The 23,394-nt window shown below is 74.1% G+C and carries 22 protein-coding genes, 1 pseudogene and 1 riboswitch; of the genes and pseudogenes, 12 read left to right on the top strand and 11 right to left on the bottom strand.

Features of this window, described 5'->3' with window-relative positions:
• Positions 1 to 3: 3 nt before the first annotated feature.
• Positions 4 to 996, bottom strand: coding sequence for a LacI family DNA-binding transcriptional regulator (locus ACQP0T_RS04420; protein ID WP_433871427.1), 993 nt, complete (start codon positions 994 to 996; stop codon positions 4 to 6).
• A gap of 194 nt (positions 997 to 1,190) precedes the next feature.
• Between ACQP0T_RS04420 and ACQP0T_RS04425 the strand changes: the two genes are divergently transcribed.
• The 3 genes from ACQP0T_RS04425 to ACQP0T_RS04435 all read left to right on the top strand — a co-directional run bounded on the left by ACQP0T_RS04425 (position 1,191) and on the right by ACQP0T_RS04435 (position 5,351).
• Positions 1,191 to 2,606, top strand: a complete 1,416-nt coding sequence (locus ACQP0T_RS04425; RefSeq protein WP_433871428.1) for an L-fucose/L-arabinose isomerase family protein — start codon at positions 1,191 to 1,193, stop codon at positions 2,604 to 2,606.
• Positions 2,607 to 2,642: 36 nt separating this feature from the next.
• On the top strand, positions 2,643 to 4,154 hold the full coding sequence (locus tag ACQP0T_RS04430) for an FGGY-family carbohydrate kinase (RefSeq protein ID WP_433871429.1): 1,512 nt from the start codon (positions 2,643 to 2,645) through the stop codon (positions 4,152 to 4,154).
• Between the two features lie 267 nt (positions 4,155 to 4,421).
• The gene (locus ACQP0T_RS04435) at positions 4,422 to 5,351 is read left to right on the top strand and encodes an alpha/beta hydrolase fold domain-containing protein (protein WP_433871430.1); all 930 of its coding nucleotides are present in this window, start codon (positions 4,422 to 4,424) and stop codon (positions 5,349 to 5,351) included.
• Positions 5,352 to 5,601: 250 nt separating this feature from the next.
• Here ACQP0T_RS04435 and ACQP0T_RS04440 read toward each other — a convergent pair.
• Positions 5,602 to 6,530, bottom strand: a pseudogene (locus ACQP0T_RS04440) (DNA recombination protein RmuC).
• 139 nt (positions 6,531 to 6,669) lie between these two features.
• Here ACQP0T_RS04440 and ACQP0T_RS04445 point away from each other — a divergent pair.
• The 3 genes from ACQP0T_RS04445 to ACQP0T_RS04455 all read left to right on the top strand — a co-directional run bounded on the left by ACQP0T_RS04445 (position 6,670) and on the right by ACQP0T_RS04455 (position 11,294).
• Positions 6,670 to 7,848, top strand: a complete 1,179-nt coding sequence (locus ACQP0T_RS04445) for an exonuclease SbcCD subunit D (RefSeq protein ID WP_433871431.1) — start codon at positions 6,670 to 6,672, stop codon at positions 7,846 to 7,848.
• A complete protein-coding gene (locus ACQP0T_RS04450; RefSeq protein WP_433871432.1) occupies positions 7,845 to 10,787 on the top strand; it encodes an AAA family ATPase in 2,943 nt (980 codons plus the stop codon). Before ACQP0T_RS04445 ends, ACQP0T_RS04450 begins: the two co-directional genes overlap by 4 nt.
• A gap of 144 nt (positions 10,788 to 10,931) precedes the next feature.
• Positions 10,932 to 11,294: a DUF4440 domain-containing protein gene (locus ACQP0T_RS04455; protein WP_433871433.1), complete on the top strand. Its 363-nt coding sequence runs from the start codon at positions 10,932 to 10,934 to the stop codon at positions 11,292 to 11,294.
• Between the two features lie 240 nt (positions 11,295 to 11,534).
• On the opposite strand, the gene ACQP0T_RS04460 is transcribed toward ACQP0T_RS04455, so the two are convergent.
• Together ACQP0T_RS04460 and ACQP0T_RS04465 are read right to left on the bottom strand one after the other, a co-directional pair.
• Positions 11,535 to 12,038: a methylated-DNA--[protein]-cysteine S-methyltransferase gene (locus ACQP0T_RS04460; protein ID WP_433871434.1), complete on the bottom strand. Its 504-nt coding sequence runs from the start codon at positions 12,036 to 12,038 to the stop codon at positions 11,535 to 11,537.
• A complete protein-coding gene (locus tag ACQP0T_RS04465) occupies positions 12,035 to 13,498 on the bottom strand; it encodes an AlkA N-terminal domain-containing protein (RefSeq protein ID WP_433873594.1) in 1,464 nt (487 codons plus the stop codon). The genes ACQP0T_RS04460 and ACQP0T_RS04465 overlap by 4 nt, the downstream gene beginning before the upstream one ends.
• A 108-nt stretch (positions 13,499 to 13,606) precedes the next feature.
• Here ACQP0T_RS04465 and ACQP0T_RS04470 point away from each other — a divergent pair, with 108 nt between their 5' ends.
• Together ACQP0T_RS04470 and ychF are read left to right on the top strand one after the other, a co-directional pair.
• Positions 13,607 to 13,867 (top strand): hypothetical protein, encoded by a 261-nt coding sequence (locus tag ACQP0T_RS04470; RefSeq protein ID WP_433871435.1) that lies wholly within the window; start codon positions 13,607 to 13,609, stop codon positions 13,865 to 13,867.
• Positions 13,868 to 13,998: 131 nt separating this feature from the next.
• Complete coding sequence (ychF, locus tag ACQP0T_RS04475; RefSeq protein ID WP_433871436.1) at positions 13,999 to 15,078, top strand: redox-regulated ATPase YchF; 1,080 nt, start codon at positions 13,999 to 14,001, stop codon at positions 15,076 to 15,078.
• A gap of 316 nt (positions 15,079 to 15,394) precedes the next feature.
• Here the strand turns inward: ychF and ACQP0T_RS04480 are convergent, their stop codons facing one another.
• Positions 15,395 to 15,631, bottom strand: a complete 237-nt coding sequence (locus tag ACQP0T_RS04480) for a hypothetical protein (RefSeq protein WP_433871437.1) — start codon at positions 15,629 to 15,631, stop codon at positions 15,395 to 15,397.
• 92 nt (positions 15,632 to 15,723) lie between these two features.
• On the bottom strand, positions 15,724 to 17,172 hold the full coding sequence (locus ACQP0T_RS04485) for a glycosyltransferase family 39 protein (protein WP_433871438.1): 1,449 nt from the start codon (positions 17,170 to 17,172) through the stop codon (positions 15,724 to 15,726).
• 123 nt (positions 17,173 to 17,295) lie between these two features.
• Between ACQP0T_RS04485 and ACQP0T_RS04490 the strand changes: the two genes are divergently transcribed.
• On the top strand, positions 17,296 to 17,577 hold the full coding sequence (locus ACQP0T_RS04490; RefSeq protein ID WP_433871439.1) for an AbrB/MazE/SpoVT family DNA-binding domain-containing protein: 282 nt from the start codon (positions 17,296 to 17,298) through the stop codon (positions 17,575 to 17,577).
• 97 nt (positions 17,578 to 17,674) lie between these two features.
• Here the strand turns inward: ACQP0T_RS04490 and ACQP0T_RS04495 are convergent, their stop codons facing one another.
• From ACQP0T_RS04495 to ACQP0T_RS04505, 3 genes are all read right to left on the bottom strand, one after another.
• The gene (locus ACQP0T_RS04495) at positions 17,675 to 17,818 is read right to left on the bottom strand and encodes a hypothetical protein (RefSeq protein WP_433871440.1); all 144 of its coding nucleotides are present in this window, start codon (positions 17,816 to 17,818) and stop codon (positions 17,675 to 17,677) included.
• Between the two features lie 71 nt (positions 17,819 to 17,889).
• Positions 17,890 to 18,459: a Uma2 family endonuclease gene (locus ACQP0T_RS04500; RefSeq protein WP_433871441.1), complete on the bottom strand. Its 570-nt coding sequence runs from the start codon at positions 18,457 to 18,459 to the stop codon at positions 17,890 to 17,892.
• Between the two features lie 46 nt (positions 18,460 to 18,505).
• Positions 18,506 to 18,907 carry a hypothetical protein gene (locus tag ACQP0T_RS04505; protein WP_345356217.1) on the bottom strand — a complete coding sequence of 134 codons (402 nt, stop codon included), beginning with the start codon at positions 18,905 to 18,907 and terminating at the stop codon, positions 18,506 to 18,508.
• Positions 18,908 to 19,066: 159 nt separating this feature from the next.
• Between ACQP0T_RS04505 and ACQP0T_RS04510 the strand changes: the two genes are divergently transcribed.
• The gene (locus tag ACQP0T_RS04510) at positions 19,067 to 20,443 is read left to right on the top strand and encodes a helix-turn-helix domain-containing protein (protein ID WP_433871442.1); all 1,377 of its coding nucleotides are present in this window, start codon (positions 19,067 to 19,069) and stop codon (positions 20,441 to 20,443) included.
• Positions 20,444 to 20,460: 17 nt separating this feature from the next.
• Positions 20,461 to 20,829, top strand: a complete 369-nt coding sequence (locus tag ACQP0T_RS04515) for a hypothetical protein (RefSeq protein ID WP_433871443.1) — start codon at positions 20,461 to 20,463, stop codon at positions 20,827 to 20,829.
• Here the strand turns inward: ACQP0T_RS04515 and ACQP0T_RS04520 are convergent.
• The gene (locus ACQP0T_RS04520) at positions 20,810 to 21,559 is read right to left on the bottom strand and encodes a pyrimidine reductase family protein (protein ID WP_433871444.1); all 750 of its coding nucleotides are present in this window, start codon (positions 21,557 to 21,559) and stop codon (positions 20,810 to 20,812) included. The two genes, ACQP0T_RS04515 and ACQP0T_RS04520, sit on opposite strands and share 20 nt — an antisense overlap.
• 135 nt (positions 21,560 to 21,694) lie before the next feature.
• Between ACQP0T_RS04520 and ACQP0T_RS04525 the strand changes: the two genes are divergently transcribed.
• The gene (locus tag ACQP0T_RS04525) at positions 21,695 to 22,651 is read left to right on the top strand and encodes an FAD-dependent oxidoreductase (RefSeq protein ID WP_433871445.1); all 957 of its coding nucleotides are present in this window, start codon (positions 21,695 to 21,697) and stop codon (positions 22,649 to 22,651) included.
• A 235-nt stretch (positions 22,652 to 22,886) separates the two neighbouring features.
• On the opposite strand, the gene ACQP0T_RS04530 is transcribed toward ACQP0T_RS04525, so the two are convergent.
• Entirely contained in the window at positions 22,887 to 23,180 is a 294-nt protein-coding gene (locus tag ACQP0T_RS04530; RefSeq protein ID WP_433871446.1) for a 4a-hydroxytetrahydrobiopterin dehydratase, read from the bottom strand.
• Between the two features lie 81 nt (positions 23,181 to 23,261).
• A riboswitch (TPP riboswitch) is annotated at positions 23,262 to 23,371 on the top strand.
• Positions 23,372 to 23,394 lie beyond the last annotated feature (23 nt).

Genomic DNA, 23,394 nt, shown 5'->3' on the forward strand with positions numbered 1-23,394 from the left:
CGCTCACCCCCGCGTGCTGCTCCCGCGCGGCACCAGGTGCGCGGACAGCGTGCTGGTGGAGACCTCGCCGCGGGCGCCCGCGATCCGGTCCAGCAGCAGCCGGGCGGCCAGCGCGCCCATGTCGTAGGCGGGCTGGGCCACGACGGTCAGCGGCGGATCGATCAGCGTGGTCCACGGCGCGTCGTCGAAGGCGACCACGCCGACGTCGCGCCCCGGCCGCCGACCCAGTTCGGCCAGCGCCGCCAGCACGCCCACGGCCATCGCGTTGTTGGCCACCAGCAGCGCGTCCGGCGCGGCCTCGGCCAGCAGCGAGCGGGCCGCGGCCTCGGCTCCGGTCGCCCGGAACTCCGAACGCCGCACCAGCTCGTCGGACCCGGCCAGCCCGGCGGCGCGCAGCCCGCCCCGGTAACCGGCGAGCCGGTCGTCGGCGGTGAGCACGCCGCGCGGACCGGTGAGGCAGCCGATCCGGCGGTAGCCCTGCTCGGCCAGGTGCAGCACGGCCTGCTCGGCGGCGCGCCTGCTGTCCACCAGCACCGCGTCCCCCGTCGAGTCGGGCAGCGGCCGGTCCACCGCGACCACCGGCAGCGCGTACCGGGCGAGCAGCTCGGCGCTGTCGGCGTCCCCGGTCGGGGTGAGCAGGATGCCCGCCACCCGCTCCTGGAGCGCCACGTCGATGTACTCGCGCTCCTTGGCCGGCTCGTCGTCGGAGTTGCACAGCACCAGCGAGTACCCGGCGGCGTGCGCGACGTCCTCCACACCCCGCGCGACCGCGGTGAAGAACGGGTTCTCCACGTCGGAGATGATCAGCGCGAGCACCGCCGTGGCCTGCTTGCGCAGGTTGCGGGCCGGCCCGTTGGGGCGGTAGCCGAGCTCGGCCGCGGCGGACTGCACCCGCGCCGCCAGTTCCGGGTCCACCGTGCTCTTGCCGTTGAGCGCGCGGGACACGGTCGCGGTCGACACCCCCGCGCGGTGCGCGACATCGCTGATGGTGGCCACGTTGTCCTCCTCCGCTGGCCGCGTGATCGCGGCCCGCCCGCCTTGACACTCCACGCCAGACCAGAATAGCGTCCGGGAAAACGATTGCTCATACTCCCGTCGTGGCGTCTCCACGACTGCGGCGAGCCGGCCTCGAGCACGCCGCGGACGTCCCCAGCAGCCAACGCCGTCTGTCGCAGATCCAGGGAGGAACCGTGGCCCGCATCGGTGTCATCAGCATTTCCGACGGTCGTGACCACGTGCACGCGCGCAACGCGTCCTTCATCCAGTCCAAGCAGGACGGACTCGTGGCCTCGCTGCGGTCCGCCGGGCACGACGTGGTGGTGGGCCGCGAGCTGGTCGCCACCAACGACCTGGCGACCTCGGTGGCGCGGGAGGTCGCCGCCGCCGACGTGGACGTCACCGTCCTGTACTACGCGGTCTGGGCGTTCCCGCACTTCACCATGCTCGCCGCCGATGCCACCCGGAGCCCGCTGGTGTTGGTGGCCTCCACCGACCCCACCGAACCCGGGCTGGTCGGGATGCTGGCCGCGGGCGGCGCGCTGGACCAGATCGGGCGCAGCCACGTCCGCGCCTGGGGCGCCCCCGACGACGCCGAGCTGGCCCGGCGGATCGGGGCGCGGGCCACCGCGGCCGCGGCCGTCTCGGCGCTGCGCGGGTCCACCTTCGGGCGCTTCGGCGGTCGTCCGATGGGCATGAACACCGCCGTCGCCAACACCGACCAGTGGATGCGCACCTTCGGCATCGACGTCGAGGAGATCGACCAGTACGAACTGGTGCTGCGCGCCGAGAAGGCCGACGCCGCGGAGGCCCGGGCGGCCCGCGAGTGGATCGAGCGGCACGCCGCCGGGGTGCACTACGACGGTGCGAAGCTCACCCCGGAGCTGCTGGAGCGCCAGATCCGCTCCTACCTGGCGATCCGGGACGTCATCGCGGAGCGGAACCTGGACTTCTCCGGGATCAAGGCGCAGCCCGAGCTCACCGAGAACTTCGCGACGATGGACGTCACCGAGGCGTTCCTCAACGACCCCTACGACTGGAACGGCCCGAAGGAACCGCACGTCTGCGCCACCGAGGCCGACATGGACGGCGCGCTGACCATGCAGCTGTTCAAGTCCGTGGCGCGCACCCCGGTGCTGTTCGCCGACGTCCGGCACTACCACGCCGACCGCGACATCTGGGACCTGTGCAACTCCGGTCAGCACGCCACCTGGTACGCCGCGCGCAGCGACGACCCGGCGGAGAACCTGGCGAAGGTGAATTTCTACCCGGAGGTGTTCTTCTTCCCTGCGGGCGGTGCCTCGGTGCAGCACATCGCCGCGCCCGGGCAGATGACGCTGGGACGGCTCACCCGCGAGGACGGGCGCTACCGGCTCCAGCTCATGCTCGGCGACTTCGAGAGCTACGACGCGGCGACCAACCAGGAGCTCGTCGACCAGTCCACCCCGGAGTGGCCGCACGCGTTCGCCCGGCTGGACGCGCCCGGCGAGCTGTTCCTGTCGAAGTTCGGCGCCAACCACATCCACGCCGTGCCGGGTGATCACCGCGAGGCGCTGCGGGCGGTCGCGGATCAGCTCGACATCCGCCTCGACGAGTGGACCCGGGGCTGAAAAGCTGTCCGCGACGACGACGAGGAGGCGGGGCGGATGGACCAGGTGCTGCTCGGCATCGACATCGGGACGTCGAGCTCGAAGGGGGTGCTGGTCGCCGCGGACGGCCGGATCATCGCCCGGGCGAGCCGACCGCACGAGACCTCCTACCCGCATCCCGGCTGGGTCGAGCACGACGCCGAGTCGGTGTGGTGGGCCGATTTCGTCGCGCTGGTGCGGGAACTGCTGCCCGCCGCGGAGGGCAGGCAGCTGGCCGGGCTGGGCGTCAGCGGCATCGGTCCGGTGCTGCTGCCCGCCGACGGCGCGGGGAACCCGCTGCGCCCGGCCGTCCTCTACGGGGTGGACACCCGCGCCACCGCCCAGATCGACGCGCTCACCGAGGAGCTCGGCGCCGAGGAGATCCTGCGGCGCGGCGGTTCGGCGCTGACCAGCCAGGCCGTCGGCCCGAAGATCCGCTGGCTGGCCGAGCGCGAGCCGGAGGTCTACCGGCGCACCGAGATGCTGCTGATGTGCAGCTCCTACCTGGTGCACCGGCTCACCGGCCGGTACGTGCTCGACCACCACTCGGCCAGCCAGTGCGATCCGCTCTACGACCTGCACGAGCGGACCTGGTCGGCGAAGTGGGCGCCGGAGGTCGCCCCCGACCTGCCGCTGCCGGAGCTGGTCTGGTCCACGGAGGTGGTCGGCCGGGTCGGTGCCGAGGCGGCGGCCGAGACCGGGTTGCCGGAGGGGCTGCCGGTCACCGCGGGCACCATCGACGCCTGGGCGGAGGCCACCAGCGTCGGCGTCCGGGCGCCCGGCGACGTGATGCTGATGTACGGCACCACGATGTTCTTCGTCCAGGTGCTCACCGATCCCCGGCCGCACCCGGCGCTGTGGGGCACCTGCGGGGCGTTCCCGGACACCTACACGCTGGCCGCCGGGATGGCCACCTCCGGCGCGGTCACCGAGTGGCTGCGCGGGCTGTTCGACGGCGACTTCGCGCAGCTCGTCGCCGATGCGGGCGAGGTCCCGGCGGGCAGCCGCGGGCTCCTGCTGCTGCCCTACTTCGCGGGGGAGCGGACACCGATCTTCGACCCGGACGCCCGCGGCGTGCTGGCCGGGCTGACCACCGCGCACGGCCGGGCCGAGCTGTACCGGGCGGCGCTGGAGGGCATCGGCTTCGGCGTCCGGCACAACCTGGAGGCGATGGCCGAGGCGGGCGGCGCGGCGGACCGGCTGGTCGCCGTCGGCGGCGGCACCCAGGGCGGCCTGTGGACGCAGATCGTCACCGACATCGCCGGGCGGGAGCAGCAGATCCCGGCGGAGACGGTCGGTGCCGCCTACGGTGACGCGCTGCTGGCCGGGATCGCCACCGGCAGCGCCATCGACCCGGACGGCTGGAACCCGGTGACCTCGGTGGTGCGCCCCGACCCGGAGCGCAGCGAGCGCTACGAGCGGTTCTACGAGCACTACCGCGACCTCTACGAGGCGACCGCCAGGACGGCGCACTTCCTGGCAGCGGAACAACACGCCGCGGACGGGGGTTCGGCGGCTCGCCTGCCGTAGCGGTGCGGGCGGCGGAACCCCAGCGGCACCGGGGAGGTGCACGTCAGCCGCTTCAGACGGCGTTGACGAGGTGAGGGGCACCCTTGCCCAAGTTACTCGGACAAGGGTGCCCCTCACTCAGTTCACGGACGGGTGACGGGAGCGTCGGCGTCGGTTCTCCGTCGGGTCGAGACTGCTGCGGGCGGGCGTGCCGAAACCGTCCCGGGGCTCATCCTGATCTTGTTAAGCTCACTTGATCGGGTGAATCTCGGGTCGGGGAGTGCTGTGGTGCTGAGGCGGGTGGTGGCGCTGTGCGCCGGACTGGCCGTGCTGGTCGCCACCGGGTGCTCCCGCGCGTCGAGCGCCGACGTCCCGGCCCCGCGCACCGCCGCCGCGGACCTCGGTGCCGCCGAGGTCGTGCGCGGTGCCGTCTACGCCGAGCGCGGCTCCGGTCCGCTGGCGCTGGACCTGTTCCTGCCCGAGGCGAGCGGCGAACCGGTGCCGCTGGTGGTTTACGCGCACGGCGGCGGCTGGGACGCGGGCGAGCGCACCCTCGACGCCGATCGGCGCACCGCCGAGGCGCTGGCCGCCGAACGGTTGCTGGCGCGCGGGTACGCGGTGGCCACCGTGGACTACCGACTGACCACGGTCGCCCCGGCCCCGGCGCAGGTGTTCGACGTCAGCGACGCGGTGCGCTGGTTGCAGCGCAACGCCGACCGGTGGGGGCTGGATCCGGACCGGGTGGCGCTGTGGGGCGCGTCGGCGGGCGGTCACCTCGTCGCGCAGCTCGGGGTGGCGACCGATGATCCGGCGGTGCCGGGCGGCGGGCTGACCGGGATCCGCGCGGTGCTGGACTGGTTCGGGCCGACCGACCTCAGCGCCGAGGCGCAGGCCAAGTACGCCGAGCTGACGCCCTACGCCGAAAAGGTGATCGTTCGGCTGCTCGGCTGCCTGCCCGCGGAATGCCCGGAGCGCGCGGCGGCGGCCAGCCCGATCGAGGGCGTCTCCGGTGCCGAGCCGCCGTTCCTGATCCAGCAGGGCACCGCCGATTCCCTGGTGCCGCTGGAGCAGAGCCTCGACTTCGCCGCCGAACTCCGCCGCCGCGGCACCACCGTCCAGCTCCACCCCTACGAGGGCGTCGACCACGGCTTCGGCCGCGGACGGCAGGCCGAACTCGCGGTGGACGCCCTCATCGCCTTCGTCGAAACCCACGTCTGACCGGTCACCGGAACCGAAGCGGCGAAGCCGCGCACGCCCGAACACGAGCCAACCACCGTCAGGCAAGCGGCGAAAGCCGCTTCCGCTCTGCCCCACCCTCGCAGCTTGCACCGCCGCGGGTTCTCAGCGGTCTTCTCGCGAGGACGCCCTGACGCTGTGTACGTGTTTGGTACATGAGGAAGGGCGCCCGGAGCGAGCAGGCCGCTGAGGTTCCGCCACCCGCACCGCCAAGCAACATGACCACGACTGCCTAAGACTGCTGAGGCTCCGGAAGCGCTGCGTCGTCTTCTCGGCGCACTGCCCCCACCGACCCACTCCCCGCTGTCTCGGCCAGCGGCTGCACCGCGTTGCGGAACGTCTCCAGCGCGTCGAGTTCGCGCCGCCGGGCGGAGACGAAGCGCTGGAGGTGGGTGCTGGAGAGGTTCACCGCCTCCACCGCGCCCCGGCCGCGCGCTGGGCCCGCACCGCCTGCGCCCGGACCTGCTCGATGTCCTCGGCCAGGGTGCGCTCGGTGGCGGCGAACAGGGCCGCCGAGGCCAGCACCGCGAATCCGGTGGGGCCGCACAGGAAGACGCGCTTGTCCAGCAGCCAGGACAGCAGTTGCGGGTCGGTGTCCAGGGCGGAGACGACGGCGGCGTCGGAGGGCACGAACATGATCGTCCCGTAGATCGCGTCGGCCCACCGCTGGTAGCCCTTCCCCGCGAGCTCGGTCGCGCGGGAGCGGATGTTGCGCACGTGGACGCGCAGCGCGTCGGCGCGCTCGGCCGGGTCGTCGGTCTCGACCGCCTCGGCCCACACCGCCAGGCTCGCCTTGGCGTCGACCGGCACCTGCCGCCCGCCGCCGACCGACAGCACCAGGTCCGGTCGGGCCGCTCCGCCGCCCGCGAGGTCGGTCTGCAGCGTGAAGTGGACGCCTTCGCGCAGCCCCAGCGACCGCGCGGTCTCCACCAGCACCTGCTCGCCGAGCTCACCGCGCCCGGTGATCGAGGCGAACGCGACCTCGTAGCGGCGCAGCGCGGCCTGCTGCGCGGCGCCGCGGGAGCGCTCGGCCTCCACCATGCGCAGCGCGTCGTCGGCGCGTCGCGCGCTGTCGGTGTAGAGCCGCCAGAGCAGCAGCAGCGCTCCGGCGCACAGCAGCACGAGCACGACGACGACGGCGATCAGCAGCCCGGTACCCACCGCACCATGATGGCCGATCCGCTGCGGCGCGGGGGAATCCGGTACTGCCCGTGATCGCGCGGGGCACCGCGCGTGATCGCCGCGCCCGACACGCGGGGGGTCGTCCTGGTGATCTCCGGTCCTCGCTAGCGTGACCGGAATGCGGGTGCTGCACACCTCCGACTGGCACGTGGGCCGGACCTTCCACGGACGTGACCTGCTCGGAGATCAGGAGGCAGTCCTGACCGGGCTGGCCGACCTGGTCGTCGAGGAGCGCGTCGACGTGGTGGTCGTGGCCGGGGACCTCTACGACCGCGCGGTGCCCTCCGGGGAGGCGGTGCAGACCTGCGTGCGGGTGCTCTCGGCGATCCGCCGGGCCGGGGCGCGGCTGGTGATCACCTCCGGCAACCACGACTCGGCGGCGCGGGTCGGCGCCTTCGGCGAGTTCGCGGCGGCGGGCGGCCTGCACCTGCGCACCAGCCCCGCCGAGCTGCACGAACCGGTGCTGCTCGACGACGAGCACGGTCCGGTGGCCTTCTACGGCATCCCGTACCTGGAACCCGATCCGGCCCGCCAGGCGTTGCGGGCCCGCACCGACGTGCCGGGCGCCTGCGCGGAGGTCCCGCGCGGGCACACCGGCGTGCTCACCGAGGCGATGAACCGGGTGCGCGCCGACCTCGCCACCCGCCCCGGCGCGCGGTCCGTGGTGCTCGCGCACGCCTTCGTCACCGGCGGGACGGGCAGCGATTCGGAGCGCACCATCGCCGTCGGCGGGGTGGAGCAGGTGCCCGGCGCGGTGTTCGACGGCGTCGACTACGCGGCGCTGGGCCATCTGCACGGCGCGCAGCGGCTCGCCGAGCACCTGCGCTACTCCGGCAGCCCGCTGGCCTACTCGTTCTCCGAGGCGGCGCACCGGAAATCGGTCTGGCTGGTGGACCTCGACGCCGACGGGCTCGCCGACGTGCGGCGCCGCGAGCTGCCGGTGCCGCGTCCGCTGGCCGCGATCGAGGGCGAGCTGGCGGCGCTGCTCGACGCGCCCGAGCACGACGCGGTGACCGACCACTACCTGTCGGTGACGCTGACCGACGAGGTCCGCCCGCTGGACCCGATGCGCCGCCTGCAGGAGCGCTTCCCGCACGCGGTGCACCTGGAGTGGAAGCCGGCGGGCGGCCGGGCCACCGCCGAACTCCGCTACGCCGAGATCACCCGGGGCCGGGACGACCACGAGCTCGCGGCGGGCTTCGTCGCGGACTGCCGGGGCAGCGAGCCCGGCGACGGGGAACGCGCGCTGCTCGCCGCGGCGCTGCGCACCGCGAGCAGCGCGGAGGTGGCCCGATGAGGCTGCACTCGCTGCGCCTGAGCGGCTTCGGCCCGTATCCCGACGAGCAGGTGGTGGACTTCGACGCGCTGGGCGCCGACGGGCTGTTCCTGCTGCACGGCGACACCGGCGCGGGCAAGACCACGCTGCTCGACGCCATCGCGTTCGCCCTCTACGGCCAGGTGCCCGGGGTCCGCGACGACGCCAAGCGGTTGCGCTGCGACACCGCCGGTCCCGGCACGCCCACCGAGGTCGAGCTGGAGCTCACGGTGCAGGGCCAGCGCCTGCGCCTGGTGCGCAGCCCCGAGTACCAGCGGCCGAAGAAGCGCGGCGAAGGATTCACCACCCAGCAGGCCAAGGCGTCGTTGACCTGGGTCTCGGGGGCGCCGACCGGCGAGTCCCCGGACGGGCTCACCCGCATCGACGAGGTGGCCCGCACGATCGAGCGCCTGCTCGGGATGACCGCGGTGCAGTTCACCCAGGTCGTCATGCTGCCGCAGGGCGATTTCGCGAAGTTCCTCCGGGCCGACACCGGGGAGCGGGAGAAGCTGCTGGAGAAGCTGTTCGGCACCCAGCGCTTCGGCGAGGTGGAGCGCTGGTTCGTCGAGCGCCGCCGGGAACGCCACCGCGAGCTGGAGCAGCAGTCGTTGCGGGTGCGGGACCTGCGGGCGCGGCTGGCGCAGGTCGTCGGCCACGAGCCGGTGGACGACGACGACCGCAACTGGCTGGAATCGGCGCAGAAGCAAGCGGTCCGCGAGCTGGAGGACGCCCGCGCCGAGCACTCCCGGCTGCGCCGCGAACGCGACGCGGCCGAGGCGGTGCTGGCCGAGCGCCGCGGGCTCGCCGACAAGGTGCGCCGGGTGCGGGACGCCCGCGCGGTGCTGTCCGAAGTGGACGACCAGGCCGCCGACGTCGAGGCGCGCCGGGCCGAGCAGGACGCCGCGCATCGCGCGGAACCGGTGCTCGCGGCGCGAACGGCGTTGCGGCGGGCCGAATCCCGATTCGAGGAGGCCGCCGGAGGGCTCCGCGAGGCCGCCGCGCGGTGCACCGGTCCCGACGATCCGGTGGCGGAGCTGCGCGAGCGGGCCGGGCGCGCCCGCGAACGCGCCGGGGCGCTCGCCCAGCTCCTCCCCGAGGCGCGGCAGCAGGAATCCGACCGCGCCGCACTGGCCGCGCTGGAGCGCGGCTCCACCGAGGACGAGAAGACCGAAGCCGGACTCCTCGACCGGCAGGCCGCGCTCCCGGAGCGGATCACCGCCGCCCGCGCCGCCGTCGACGAGGCCAGGCAGGCGCAGCCGAAGCTGGACCCGCTGGCCGCCCGGCTGGCCGAGCTGGACGCGCTGCTGCGGACCGCGCGGGAACTCCCGGCCGCGCGGCAGGCGTTGCGCACCGCCGAGGATCGCGCGCAGCGGGCCGTGGACGAGCACCAGCGGGCCCGCGACCGGGCGCAGGAACTCCGGGAACGACGGCTCGCCGGGATGGCCGCCGAACTCGCCGCGGGGCTGGCCGGCGGGCCGTGCCCGGTGTGCGGGGCGGCCGAGCACCCGGCCCCAGCCGAACCGGTGGCCGACGCCGTCGGCGCCGAGGACGAGGACCGCGCGCGGCAGGCCGAGCAGCGCGCCGCCGCGCACCGCGACGAGCTGGCCACCGCGCTGCACCAGGCCCGCCAGCACCACGATCGGCTCGCCGAACGCCTCGGCGAGCACACCGAGGAGCGGCTGGCCGCCGAGGTCGACGAGCGCACCGCCGAGCACGCCGCGCTGCGCGACCTGGTCGCCGCGCTGCCGGAGCGGGAGCGCGCGCTGGCCGACCTCGAAGCCGAGTCCGAACGGCTCACCGGCGAACTCGGCGAGCTGCGCACCCGGCTGGCGCGGCGCCGCGCCGAGCGGGACGCCCTGAGCGCGACCATCGCCGACCGCGAGGAACGGCTGCGCGCGGCGCGCGGCGAGCACGACGGCATCGAGCAGCACCGCGCGGCGCTGCTGGACACCGCCGCCGCGCTGGACGGGCTGGTCACCGCCCGCACCGCCCACGCCGAGGCCGAGCAGCGGGTCGCCGAGCAGCGCGACGCGCTCACCGCCGCCGCCACCGCGGCCGGGTTCGACGACGTGGACACCGCGCTGGCCGCGCGCCGCGACGAGGACCGGATGGCCGCGCTCGCGGAGTTCCTCGACGGGGTGGCCGAGCGCGCCGCCGGGGCCCGCGCCGCCCTGGCCGATCCGGAGCTGTTCGGCGTCGACGCCGACACCGAGGTCGACGTCGACGGCGCCGCCGGGACCGCGGCCACCGCGCGCACCGCCGCCGAGGACGCCGCCGCCCGGGCCCACCGCGCCGAGCAGCAGCACGCCGACATCGCCCGGCTCGGCGAGCTGCTGCGCGAGGCGTGGACCCGGCTCGAACCCGTCGAGACCGCCTACCGCGAGCTCGACGCGCTCACCGACGTGGTCAACGGGCGCGGCCAGAACCGGCGCCGGATGTCGCTGCGCTCCTACGTGCTGGCCGCGCGGCTGGAGGAGGTCGCCATCACCGCGACTCGCCGGTTGCAGCGGATGAGCGGCGGGCGCTACTCGTTCGTGCACTCGGACGCGGCCGGGGCGCGCGGCACCCGGGGCGGGCTCGGCCTCGACGTGCTCGACGACTACTCCGGCAAGGTCCGCCCGGCCAAGACCCTCTCCGGCGGCGAGTCGTTCCTGGCCTCGCTGTCGCTGGCGCTGGGACTGGCCGACGTGGTCGCGGCCGAATCCGGTGGCGTGCTGCTGGACACGCTGTTCATCGACGAGGGCTTCGGCACCCTCGACGCCGACACCCTCGACCTGGTGATGGACACCCTCGACGAGCTGCGCGCCGGAGGCCGCGTCGTCGGCCTCGTCTCGCACGTCGAGGAGATGCGCCAGCGCATCGGCGTCCGCCTCCGGGTCCGCAAGTCCCGCACCGGATCCACCCTCGAACTCCAGACCTGAGCGCCATCCCCAACCGCCCACCACGACGCGGTGCGGACGCAGGGCGTGAGGCGTTCTCGGCATCGGCGGCGCTTCCGGTACCACCACGCCACGGCGCCCGAAAACCCCGCGCCGATCGGAAGTTCCGCGTGCTACCACTGCGGGATGGACCCCGTGCTCGCCGAACTCGCCGAACTGGAGCTGCTGTTCCACCGGGGCACGACGCTGCCCGAGGTGGAGGCGTTGATCGCGCCGGACTTCCGGGAGATCGGCGCCTCCGGCCGGACGTACTCCCGGGAGCACGTGATCGCGGTGCTGGCCGAGCGGTTCCGGAATCCGGTGCCGGAGCGCTGGGAGACCGACGACTTCCGCCGCCGCGAACTGGCGCCGGGCCTGCACCTGCTCACCTACGCGCTGCGCCAGGGCGACCGGCTCACCCAGCGGGCGACCCTCTGGCAGCGGACCCCCGACGGCTGGCAGGTCCGCTTCCACCAAGGCACCGTCGTCACCCGGACGGGAACTGAGTGAGGGGCACCCTTGCCCGAGTTGGGGTCTTTCCAGAATGCGGCGGAGCCGCATGCGGTGAGGCACGCAACCGGCACCGCGGCGGGTTCTCAGCGGTCTTCTCGCGAGGACAGCGCCGACGCCGTGTACGAAGTGGGTACATCAGGAGGCGATCCCGGAGCGAGAAGGCCGCTGAGGTTCCGCCACCCGCACCGCCACGCAGGCCATTGGCGAAAGCGGTCCTATGTTGGGCGAGGGTTCCCCTCACTCACGTCCCGGGCGGGTTTCGTGGGCGAGGAGCCAGCGCTTGACGTCGAGGCCCCAGCGGAAGCCGCCGAGCGAACCGTCGGTGCGCAGCACCCGGTGGCAGGGCACGAACAGCGCGGCGGCGTTGCGGGCGCAGGCCGACGCGGCGGCCCGCACGGCGGCCGGACGTCCGGCCAGCGCGGCGAATTCGGCGTAGCTGACCGGTTCCCCGGCGCGCACCTCGCGCAGCACGTCCCAGGCGTGCTCCAGGAACGCGCCGGAGCGCTGCCGGACCGGGACCCCGTCGACCGCCCCGATCTCGCCGTCGTGGTAGGCGTGCACGGCTCGGGTGACCGCGCCGAGATCGGCGACCTCGGTGCAGTCCCCGCGCAGCGCGGGGGAGACCTGCGGCAGCAGGGCGTCGAGCCGGTCGGTCCAGCCGGAGGCCAGCACCGCCCCGTCGCCGTCGACGACGGCGGTGAACGGCCCCGCGGGAGTTCCGGTGGTGGACCAGGTGATCATGTCGTTCCTCCGATTCGTGGCGCGGTCGCCGTCCACAGCAGCATCCCGGCGTAGGAGCGCCAGGGCCGCCACCGCCGGGCGCGGTCGCCGAGGGCGGCGGGTTCGTCCGGGAGCCCCAGCGCCGCGGCGCCGCGACGCAGGGCGAGGTCGCCGTCGAGCAGCACGTCCGGTGCTCCGAGCACGCGCAGCAGGACGTAGTCGGCGGTCCACGGCCCGACCCCGGGCAGCGCCAGCAGGTCCCGGCGCAGCTCGTCGTGGTCGCGACCCGGGTGCACCGCGAGCCCGCCGCCGAGGGCTTCGCCGATCGCGCGGACCGCCTCGGCGCGGCGGCGCGGACCGGGCAGCACGTCGCGGGCGTGCTCGGCCAGCGCCCCCGGGGTGGGGAACAGGGCGGTCACCGCCCCGTCCGGTTCGGCGAGCGGTTCGCCGAGCGCGGCGACCAGCCGTTCGGTGGTGGTGCGCGCGGCGGCGACCGAGACCTGCTGGCCGAGCACCGCCCGGACCAGCATCTCGGTCGGGTCGACGCTGCCCGGCACCCGCACCCCGGGATGCCGGGCGAGCTGCGGGGCCAGCAGCGGATCGGCGCCGAGCACCTCGGCCACCGCCACCGGATCGGCGTCCAGGTCCAGCAGCCCGCGCAGCCGGGACACCGCGCTGCCGAGGTCGCGCAGGTCGGACAGCCGCAGCGTGCAGGACACGTGGTCGGACTCGGGCCGCAGCGTCGCGGTGCCGGTGCCGTGCGGGAGCCGGAGCGCCCGCGCGTAGTGCCCGGGCCCGACGTCCTCCAGCCCGGCGACGGCGCGCGCCCCGAGGAACGCCAGCACACCGGCGGCGTCGTAGGGCGCCCGGAACGGCAGCCGCAGCCGGATCGCGCCGGGAGCGGGCGGTGGGCCGCCGCGGCGGCGCGCGCGGGCCCGCATCAGGGTGGGCGTGGTGGCGAAGACCTCGCGGATCGTTTCGTTGAACTGCCGCAGGCTGGCGAACCCGGCGGCGAACGCGACGTCGCCGAACGGCACCGGCGTGGTCTCGATCAGGACGCGGGCGGAGTGCGCCCGGTGCGCGCGGGCCAGGCCGAGCGGCCCGGCGCCGAGTTCGGCGGTCAGCACCCGGGTGAGGTGGCGCGGCGAGTAGCCGAGCGCGGCGGCGAGCCCGGCCACGCCGTCCCGGTCGACCGCGCCGTCGTCGATCAGCCGCATCGCGCGGCCGGCCAGGTCGGCCCGCAGGTCCCACTCCGGGGACCCCGGCACGGCGTCGGGCAGGCAGCGCAGGCAGGCGCGGAACCCGGCGCCCTGCGCGGCGGCGGCCGTGGGGTAGAAGGCGCTGTTCGCGCGCTTGGGGGTGCGGGCGGGGCAGGAGGGGCGGCAGTAGATGCCCGTGCTGCGCACCGCGTGCACGAACCAGCCGTCGAAGCGCGGGTCCCGGGCGCTCACCGCCCGGTACGCTTCCTCGATTCCCACCATCACGACATCGATGCTGCCAGCGCCCCGGGCCCGGTTCTAGCGGATATCGGACATCGTGCGGCGTCACCTGGTAGTGCGGCGGCGGCCGTTCGTCCCTATCGTCTCGGTATGACCCTGATCAGGAAGGCACGCGGATTCCGACTCGCGGGAGGCATCGCGGCGGCCGCGTTCGCGGTGACCCTCACGGCCGGGTGCAACGACCCGGCTCCGCCGCCCGAGGACCAGGAGCAGGAGCAGGAACAGCGGCAGGACCAGGAGCAACCACCGCCGAACGCGCCGGACGACGACGGCGGCCAGCAGGACGACCGCAACGACCAGCAGGACAACGACGATGACCGCCAGGACGACGGCGGCGGCCAGGACGACTGAACCAGGTGAGGGGGCTCCTTCATCCGACATGGCCGGATGAAGGAGCCCCCTCACCCACGTCCCGGACGGGTGGTGCGGGGCCGGTGCGACCGGGGCCGGGAGGGGCTCGGGCCAGCACCTAGACTCGGGGTGTGAGCCTCACCCTCGGAATCGTCGGACTGCCCAACGTCGGCAAGTCCACCCTGTTCAACGCCTTGACCAGCAACGAAGCGCTCGCGGCGAACTACCCGTTCGCGACCATCGAACCCAACGTGGGCGTGGTGCCGCTGCCGGACCCGCGGCTGGACCGGCTCGCCGAGATGTTCGACTCGGCGAAGACGGTGCCCGCCACCGTGTCGTTCGTCGACATCGCGGGCTTGGTCAAGGGTGCCTCCGAGGGGCAGGGCCTGGGCAACAAGTTCCTCGCCAACATCCGCGAGGCGGACGCGATCTGCCAGGTCATCCGGGTCTTCGACGACCCCGACGTGGTGCACGTCGACGGCCGGATCGATCCGTCCAGCGACATCGAGACGATCAACACCGAGCTGATCCTCGCCGACATGCAGACGCTGGAGAAGGCGCTGCCCCGGCTGGAGAAGGAAGCCCGCACCCACAAGGACCGCCGCCCCGCGCTGGAGGCCGCGCAGCGGGCCAAGGAGATCCTCGACGAGGGCCGGACGCTGTTCGCCGCCGGTATCGGCAAGGACGACCCCGAGCTGCGCGAGCTGAACCTGCTCACCACCAAGCCGTTCCTCTACGTGTTCAACGCTGACGAGGGCGTGCTCACCGACGAGTCCCGGCGCGCGCAGCTGCGCGAGCTGGTCGCCCCGGCCGACGCGGTGTTCCTCGACGCCAAGGTCGAGGCCGAGCTCGTGGAGCTCGACGCGGAATCCGCCGCCGAGCTGCTGGAGTCCATCGGCCAGACCGAGCCGGGGCTCGCCGCGCTGGCCCGCGCCGGGTTCCACACCCTCGGGTTGCAGACCTACCTCACGGCCGGGCCGAAGGAGGCCCGCGCCTGGACGATCCGCCAGGGCTGGACCGCCCCGCAGGCCGCGGGCGTCATCCACACCGACTTCGAGCGCGGCTTCATCAAGGCCGAGATCATCTCCTACGACGACCTCGTCGCCGCGGGCTCGATGGCCGACGCCAAGTCGGCGGGCAAGGTCCGCATGGAGGGCAAGGACTACGTCATGTCCGACGGCGACATCGTGGATTTCCGCTTCAACGTCTGATCCGGTCCGTTCGGGCCGGTCACCGCTTCGCCGGTGACCGGCGCTCGGCAGCAGCTCCGGACCCGCACAGCTCCGGCCCCGCGCAGCACCGGAGCCGACCCGGGACGCTGCGCGGTGCCCCGGGCCGGTCTTCGCAGCTGCCGCGACATCGCCACGGCGGGCAGGTCCCTCCGGCGGTGCGGTGGACCGAGCGGCGTCGTCAGCAGGGCCCGACCTCGCCGAGCAGCGGTTCAGATAGCAGCAGGGCCGGGCAGCTAGCAGCGCTGATGCTCCGCGTCCGCGCTGTCGGCCATGCGCGGACCGGTTTCGAGGACGATCACTCGGCGGTACTACCACGGCCACCGAGTTCGTCCCGAGCGATCTCTTCGGCTTGGCCCCCGGTGCCGGGCGGGGCTTGACCCAGACCCGCGAAGCGGAACGCCCGACGCGGCCGCGCCTGGCCCGAGCCACGGCGATGGCCAACCAGGTGGCGCAGGTACTCACCGACCTGTTCCAGCTCCTCCGGAGGCACCTCGTCCACCAAGCGGTGCAGCTCGTCCCGCGTGATGCGCACGGTCCTACGCTACCCACCACGCTCCGCCTGTTCCCTGCTGACCGACCATGGCCGCCCCGAGGAAGGTTGCGCGCCCAAAAATCCTGGACACCTCAACGGGGTGGTGTGCCGTGGTGTTCGACGTCGAGGGTGCGGAGGTCGGTCCAGATGCGCGTCCACGGGGTGTGCCTGCCGGTGACCAGCCAGACGGTGTTCGTCGGGGTGCCTCGGGCGATCAGGCGCGCGTCGGTGAAGTACGGGCGGAGTTCGTTCGGGTCGGCGCCCACGTAGACCGCCGCGTCGGTGCTCTCCGGCGGTGGCGGGAAGTAGCCGTAGCCGCGGTTGGTGCTGTGCGCCGGGGGCAGGTCGTAGCGCGTGGAGTACCCGTCGAGGTAGGCGGCGGCGATGTAGGGATCGCCGATGAGCGCGGTGCGCTCGCGCTGTTCCGGGGGCAGCGCGTGGTAGACGTCGGCGGCGCGGCGGGCGAGCGCGTCGCCCATCCGGTCGGAGACGTCGGCGACCGGCAGGGTCAGGATGCCCGCCGCGAGGGCGGCGCTGAGCGCGAAGGCGGGCCAGGCCACCCACCGCCGCCGCCCGCTCCCGGCCTCCCGCCGTCGTTGCAGGCCCAGCGCACCCGCCGCCGCGAGCACCGCGTAGAGCCCGCCGAGGTAGTAGGGGCGGCCGGGGGCGATCACGAACAGCGCGTAGAGCAGCGCGGTGGTCAGGGCGAGGAACCGGAGGTCGTCGGTCCGCGCCAGCCGCCACAGGCCGTACAGCGACAGCACCGTCCCGGCGAGCCCGGCCACGGCGATCATCCCGAACGCGACGCCGGGGCGTCCGCCGTAGAGTGCCTCGGCCTCGGCGATGACGATGCCGCTCATCCGCAGCTGCGGCCAGCCGTGGACGGCCTGCCACACCAGGGTCGGCGCCGCGAGCAGTCCGGCGATCCCGACGCCGGCCCACAGCAGCGGCCGGGCCAGCAGCTCGCGCGGCCCGAGCAGCAGCACGCTCAGCAGCAGCGCGGCGCACAGCAGGACGACCTGGAACTTGGTCATCGCCGCGATCCCGGCCACCGCGCCCAGCGCGAGCAGCAGGCGGTCGTCGCGCAGCCGGATCCAGCGGATCAGCAGCCAGAGCAGCAGCAGCCACTGGACCGGTTCCAGGGTGTACGGGGTCAGCCAGTGCCCGGCGAGGGTGATCCACAGCGCGGTGGCCTGCACGCCCGCCGTCATGGCCTGCGCCCGCCGGTCGCCGCCGAGCTCGCGGGCGATGAGGGCCGCGACGACCACCGCCGCGGCGGTGGCGAGCACGGCGGGCAGCCGCAGTGCGAGCACCGACCCCGGGGCGATCGCGTCCATCAGCCAGGCCAGCGCCGGGGTCATCGGCGGTTGGTCGGCGGATCCCCAGTCGAGGTGGTTGCGGCCGATGGCCAGCATGTAGACCTCGTCGAACCAGTACCCGCTGCGCGTCGCGGCCACGAGCTGCACCACCGCGACGGCGGCGGCGATCGGCAGCACCGCCCACCGCGCGAAGGGCGGCGGGCTCGGCCAGGTGCTCGTCATGGCGTTCTCCCCGGTGAGAGGTCTCGCGAACCGACCGTACGACCGCGGGCGCGGTTCGGCCGTCGCGCGAGGTATGAAATGCAAAGCAAATCATACATGCCATGCGTGTGCGAGGATGGCGCAATGGCTTCAGGTGCGGACGAACCCCACTACGGCCCCGGCGGTCGCGGCTTCTACGGGGCGGTGACGGTGAGCGCGCGCGGGCAGGTCGTGCTCCCCGCGCAGGCGCGGCGCGACCTGGGCATCGAGGCGGGCACCAAGCTGCTCGTCCTCGGCGATCCGGAGCAGGGCCTCGCCCTCATGACGATCGACGCCCTGATGCGCAACCTGCAAGGCTCGTCGGCGTTGCTGGAGCAGATCCAAGGCCACGTCCGCCCGGAGCGCCCCGATGACGAGCAGGGCTGACGGCGCCGGTCGCGGGGCAGCGGACCGGGGCGTCAACGGCTCCGCACTGTCCTCCTCGCGCAACCACGCCAGGACGCGGACGCTTCGAGCACCGCGTTCACGCCCGGTTCTGTTCGCGGGCCGCCTCGGAACGGCGGTCGTCGGCGAGTTCGTCGACGACCGAGCCGGTGCCGGTCCATTGCTGGGCAATCTCGCGGCGGATATCCGCTGGGGTGCTCACCTGGCCTTGCCCGCTCGTCACGAACCCAGCATGTCGAATCCAGGTGTCTGACACATCAGTTGTTCGCGTGACACGCAGGGGAGTGATGCGGCTCAGGGGAGGAGTGCGTCCAGGTCCAGGTCGATCGGGAACGGTCGCCGCAGCCGCGTCGCTCCCCGCAGGATTCCCGCGGGGGCGTAGGCGGCCGTCGGCCCGTCCAGCTCGTACGCGTGGAGGGCGGGCGACGTTCCCTCGGCTTCGATCCGCCAGCAGTGCCGGACCCCGGCTTCTGCGTACTTGCGCAGCTTGACCGTGCGGTCCCGGTGCGCGGATTCCGGCGACACGACCTCGACCACCAGCACCACGTCCTGCGGTGCGTACCAGGTGCGGTCGGGATCGTACGGCGCGGTGGTGGCCAGCAGGTCGGGCTCGGGCCGGTTGCGCGCGTCGAGGCGGACGGTCATCTCGCGCTCGACTTCGATGCCCCGGGGAGCCTGCTCGATGAGGGCGGACGTCAGCGACGTGACGAGGCGACCGTGCCACGACCGCTGCGGGGACGTCATGAAGACGAGCGCTCCGTCGATCAGCTCCGTGTGGCGCGGCGCCTCGGGAAGGTGGTCGAGGTCTTCCGCGAACCAGCCTTCCGCGCGCGGTGGGCGCATCCAGTCGGGCAGCGCGGTCATGCCACAACGGTAGCGACTCGGGGGCGCGGCGCCTACGTCGCACCGCTCAGCAGCCGGTGAGGGAGGTGGGGCGGATGGTGACCGGGCGGCGCAGGTCCATCGGGACGTGGCAGCCCGGTTCGGGGCGCAGCACCGCCAGCGGGGCGTCCGGTTCACCCGGGGGAGCGAGGGTGAGCACGGCGCGCAGGGTCCAGGCGGCCGGGGCGCGGTACTGCCAGCTCACGAGGTCGGGGGCGAACACGTCGGTGCTGGGCGTGATCGGGGCGCGGTAGGCGCTGGCGTCGTCCTCGGCGCGCAGCAGCACCACGTCGGCGCAGGTCGTCCAGTGGAAGGTGGCGGCGACGACCTCGGGCGCGCGCCTCGGTCCGAAGACGTAGAGCACCCACCGGCGGCGGCGCAGTTCGGTCAGCAGCTCGTCGACGTGCCCGGCGCGCGGATGGTCGGCCATCGCCGCCCCCTTCGACTCCGCACAGTGATTCACCGATCACGAAAGCGTGTGGAGGCGAGGTGGGTAAGGGTGTGGGAGGAAGTCCCACACGGCGGACCGTTCACCTGTTGAGCGCTCGTGGTTACTCTTGATGACCGAGCGGATACGTCTGCTGACACGATGGGGACCTTCATGGGGCGCAGGTCGGTGGCTGAAGTGGAGCTCCGCCGCGCCCTCGGGGCCTCCCTGGCCGCCTACCGCGAGGGCGTCCCGCTCAAGCAGGGCGACCTCGGCCGCCTGACCCACTACTCCCGGACCTCCATCGCGCACATCGAGGCGGGTCGGCAGTTCCCCGGCCGCGAGTTCTGGTCCACCGCCGACCGCCGGCTCGACGCGCGCGGTGCGCTGCTGGCCCACTACGACCGCGTCTGCCGGCAGGAGAAGCAGTGGAAGATCGCTGAGCTGCGGGGCGCGTCGCGGGACGGCGGGGAGCCGCCGGGGACCCCACCGCGCGACGACGATTGGCGACGTGACGACGTGAACCGCCGTGAACTGATCCGCTTGATGACGCTGACCGGCACCCTGCTCGCGATCCCGGCGTCGGCGCTGGACGCCGAGCGCGTCGCCCACGCCGCCGCCCACCCCCGGCGCCTCGACCCGGTGGTGCTCACCGAGTACGAGCGGCTCAACGCGGCGCTGTGGCGGACCTACTCCGGCACCCGGACCAAGCGCGACGTGCTGCCGCTGGCCCGCCGCCAGGTGGCGCTGCTCAAGAAGTGCCTCGACGAGCCGCAGCGCGCCGAGGACCGCCGCCGCCTGTGCCGGCTCGCCGGCGACGTGTTCCAGCTCTGCGGCGAGATCTTCTTCGACGGCGGCGGGTACGCCGACGCGGCGCACTGCTACTCCATCGCCGCGCACGCCAGCAAGGAGGCCCGGGAGTACGACCTGTGGGCCTGCGCGATGACCCGGCACGCCTTCATCAGCATCTACGAGCGGGAGCACCGCAGCGCCGTGCCGCTGCTCGACGGCGCGGCCCGGCTGGCCGAGCGCGGGGATCCGGGGCGCGCCACCCGGTACTGGGTGGCCGCGGTGCGGGCCCAGGCCAGCGCCGGGCTGGGCGAGCTCGCGGCGTGCCGCCGCGCCCTGGACGAGGCCGAGGAGGTGGTGCACCTGCCCGCGCCCGAGCACACCGGCTGGTTGCGGTTCGAGAGCTCCCGGCTCGACGGCGAGCGCGCCTCCTGCTTCGTCGCGCTGGGGCGGCCGGACCTGGCGGAGGGGCCGCTCCACGCGCTGCTGCGGGCCGACATCTCGACCCGGCGCCGCGGCGGCGTGCTCACCGACCTGGCGGTGGTCGGGGCGCAGCGCCGCGACGTCGACCAGCTGCTGCTGCACGGCGCCGCCGCGCTCGACACCGTCCGCCAGACCGCCTCGGCCGGCTACGTCGGCCGCAAGCTCGACGACCTGCGCGGTCGGCTGGTGCCGTTCCTGGGCAACCGGCACGTGCGCTTCCTCGACGAGCAGATCCGGGCGGTCACGGCAGCCGCGCCCGAGCAGTGACACCGAGAGGAGCAGTCGTGGACGGAGGGAAGGTCTTCCGGGAGGCCTGGATCGCCGGGGTGCGCGCGCACTACCCGGGCGAGCCGAAACCGGGCTACGTCGTGCCGTGGGAGGACACGCCGACGTGGGAGCGGGAGAGCGCCGCGGCAGTGTTCGGCCAGGTGCGCGACTTCCTGCGCGCCACCGGTGGTGCGGCATCCCGGCTCACCCGGGAGCAGAAGGGGCGGTTCGTCGCGCTGTGCTGGACCGGCCAGATCTACCGGCACGTCCCCGATCCCAAGCCGTCCTACGTGGCCGACTGGGCGGATCTGCCGGAGTGGCAGCGGGAAACCGACTCCGACATCTTCGAGCGCATCGAGCGCGAGGTCAGCTCGCCGGGTTCGTGAGCAGGTAGCGCAGCAGCAGCGTGTCGTCCTCGGCCAGCACCGAGGCCAGGTGCAGGCGCTCGGGTTCCAGGTGCATCCCGCTGGCGATGCGGCCCGCCGTGCCCGACACCAGCAGCGGGGACAGCGTGAGCCGCAGCTCGTCGACCACCCCGGCCCGCAGCATCGCGCCGAACAGCTCCGGCCCGCCGTCGCAGTGGATCCGGCCCAGCCCGCGCGCGGCCAGCGCGTCGACCGCGCCCACCAGGTCCACTTCGCCGTCGCCGAGGAGCTCGACCTCGGCGCCCGCCTCGGCCCAGGCCCGCCGCCGCTCGGCGGGGGCGGCCGAGCAGGTCAGCACGATGGTCGGGGTCAGCACGTCGGTGAGCACCGGCGGCGCGGGCGGCAGCGACTGGCCGGAGGTGACGATGGCGATCGGCGGCACCGGCGCCAGCCCGTGCCGGGCGCGCAGCTCGGCGACCTCGGCGCTGGGCTTGACCCCGGTGAACTCCTCGGTGATGGCCGTGCTGGACCCCACCAGCACCACGTCGGCCAGGTTGCTGCCCAGCGGGTAGACCTCGCGGTCCACCGGGTTGGACAGGCCCCGGGAACGCCCGGAGATGTGCACCGCGCCGTCCGCGCTGGACACGAAGTTCACCGCGACCCACTTCTCGCGGTCCGGGTAGCCGTAGAGGCGTTCGAGCTCGTGCTGGTCCACTTCGCCCGCCGCTTCCGGCGGCCAGATCCGGTGCATCGCGCAATCCCCTGGGTCGGTGTCGCATTCCCCCGCGCCGGCGGGCGACGGGGCGAGCCTACCCGCGCGCGGCCCGCGGACCACCGGCCCGCGCGGACGTGTCCGCCGTCACGTCCGGCTGCTACCGTCGGTGGGGTGACCGCGTCCGCGAAACCGGTGCTGGTGATCGGCGCCGGGGTGCAGGGATTGACCTCGGCGGTGGTGCTCGCCGAGCAGGGCCGGGCCGTGCGGATCCGGACCGCCGAACGGCCGGGGGAGACCACCTCGGCGGCGGCCGGGGCGCTGTGGGGACCGGCGCTGCTGCGCCCCGCCGACAAGGTGCTGCACTGGGTCACCCGCTCGCACGCCGAGTTCACCGCGCTGGCCCGCGACGAGCGCACCGGGGTCCGGCTGGTGCCCGGCCGGATGGCCGCCCGCCACCCGCTCGGCGAGGCGCTGCCGCCGGAGGTGCACCTGATCCCGGACCTGCGCCGCTGCGACCGGGAGGAACTGCCCGCCGGGTTCGTCGACGGCTACGCGGGCACCCTGCCGCTGATCGACATGCCCGGCTACCTCGCCTACCTCGTCGAACGGTTCCGCGCGGCGGGCGGTGAGATCGTCCTCAGCGGCGTGCCGTCGCTGGCCGACGCGACGGCCGAGGCCGACGTCGTGGTCAACTGCACCGGCGTCGGCGCCCGCGAGCTGGTCGGCGACCCCGGCGTCCAGCCGGTGTGGGGCCAGCAGGTCGTGGTCCGCAACCCCGGCGTGCAGGACTACTTCATCGAGCTCTCCCGCGGCGGCGAGTTCGTCTCCTGGATGCCGCACGCCGACCGCCTGGTCCTCGGCGGGATCGCCGTCGACGGCGAGTGGAGCAGGGCCCCGCGCCCCGACGTCGGCGCCGCGATCCTGCACCGCTGCGCCGAGGTCGAACCCCGCCTGGCCGACGTCGAGGTCTCCGGTGACGTCGTCGGTCTCCGGCCCGGTCGCGAGCGGGTGCGGGTCGAGGCCGAGGAGTTCAACGGCGCCAGGGTGGTGCACGACTACGGGCACGGCGGCAGCGGGGTCGCCCTCTCCTGGGGCTGCGCCTTCGAGGTCGCCGAGCTCATCGGCTGACCCCAGGCCGCCCACGCAAGCGCCGAACCCGCCAGCCTCACCCGGCCACCGTCAGGCAAGCGGCGAAGCCGCTTCCGCTCTGCCCCACCCTCGCCACCGGCACCGCCGCGGGTTCTCAGCGGTCTTCTCGCGAGGACGCCCTGACGCTGTGTACGTGGTTGTACATGAGGAAGGGCGCCCGGAGCGAGAAGGCCGCTGAGGTTCCGCCACCGGCACCGCTACGCAAGCCAAAAAACTAACCAAGCTCATCCGCAACCGCGTCGATCTCTTGGGCTAGCGAGGTGTCCTTCGCGGTCAGCCCACCCGCGGAGTGGGTGGTGCAGGAGAAGGTGACCGTGCGGTAGCGGATGTCGATGTCCGGGTGGTGGTTCTCCGTCTCGGCGATCTCGGCGACCCGGGTGACCGCCTGGATGGCCACCGGGAAGCTCGGGAACCGGATCTCGCGGACGAGCGCCTGGTCGGCCTGGCGCCACTCCGGCAGGTGCTGCAGCGCCTCGGCGACCTGGGCGTCGGTGAGCAGTTCCGTCATGGCCCCATGGTGGCGCGTGCCGCCGCCGATCGCGAGGTCCCGCGCCGTGCGGGTTGATCGCCGGATGCGGGCACGTAGACTCCGGGGTGCCACGGGAGTCCAGCGCGCTGGGCTGAGAGGAGGGGCGAGCCCCTCGACCGTCCGCACCTGAACCGGATCATGCCGGCGCAGGGAGGCGAGCGATCAGCCTGCTGCCGCGCGTGCGCATCGGGAG

It is taken from the genome of Saccharopolyspora sp. CA-218241 (assembly GCF_050954615.1).
Classification (GTDB): Bacteria; Actinomycetota; Actinomycetes; order Mycobacteriales; family Pseudonocardiaceae; genus Saccharopolyspora; species Saccharopolyspora cebuensis.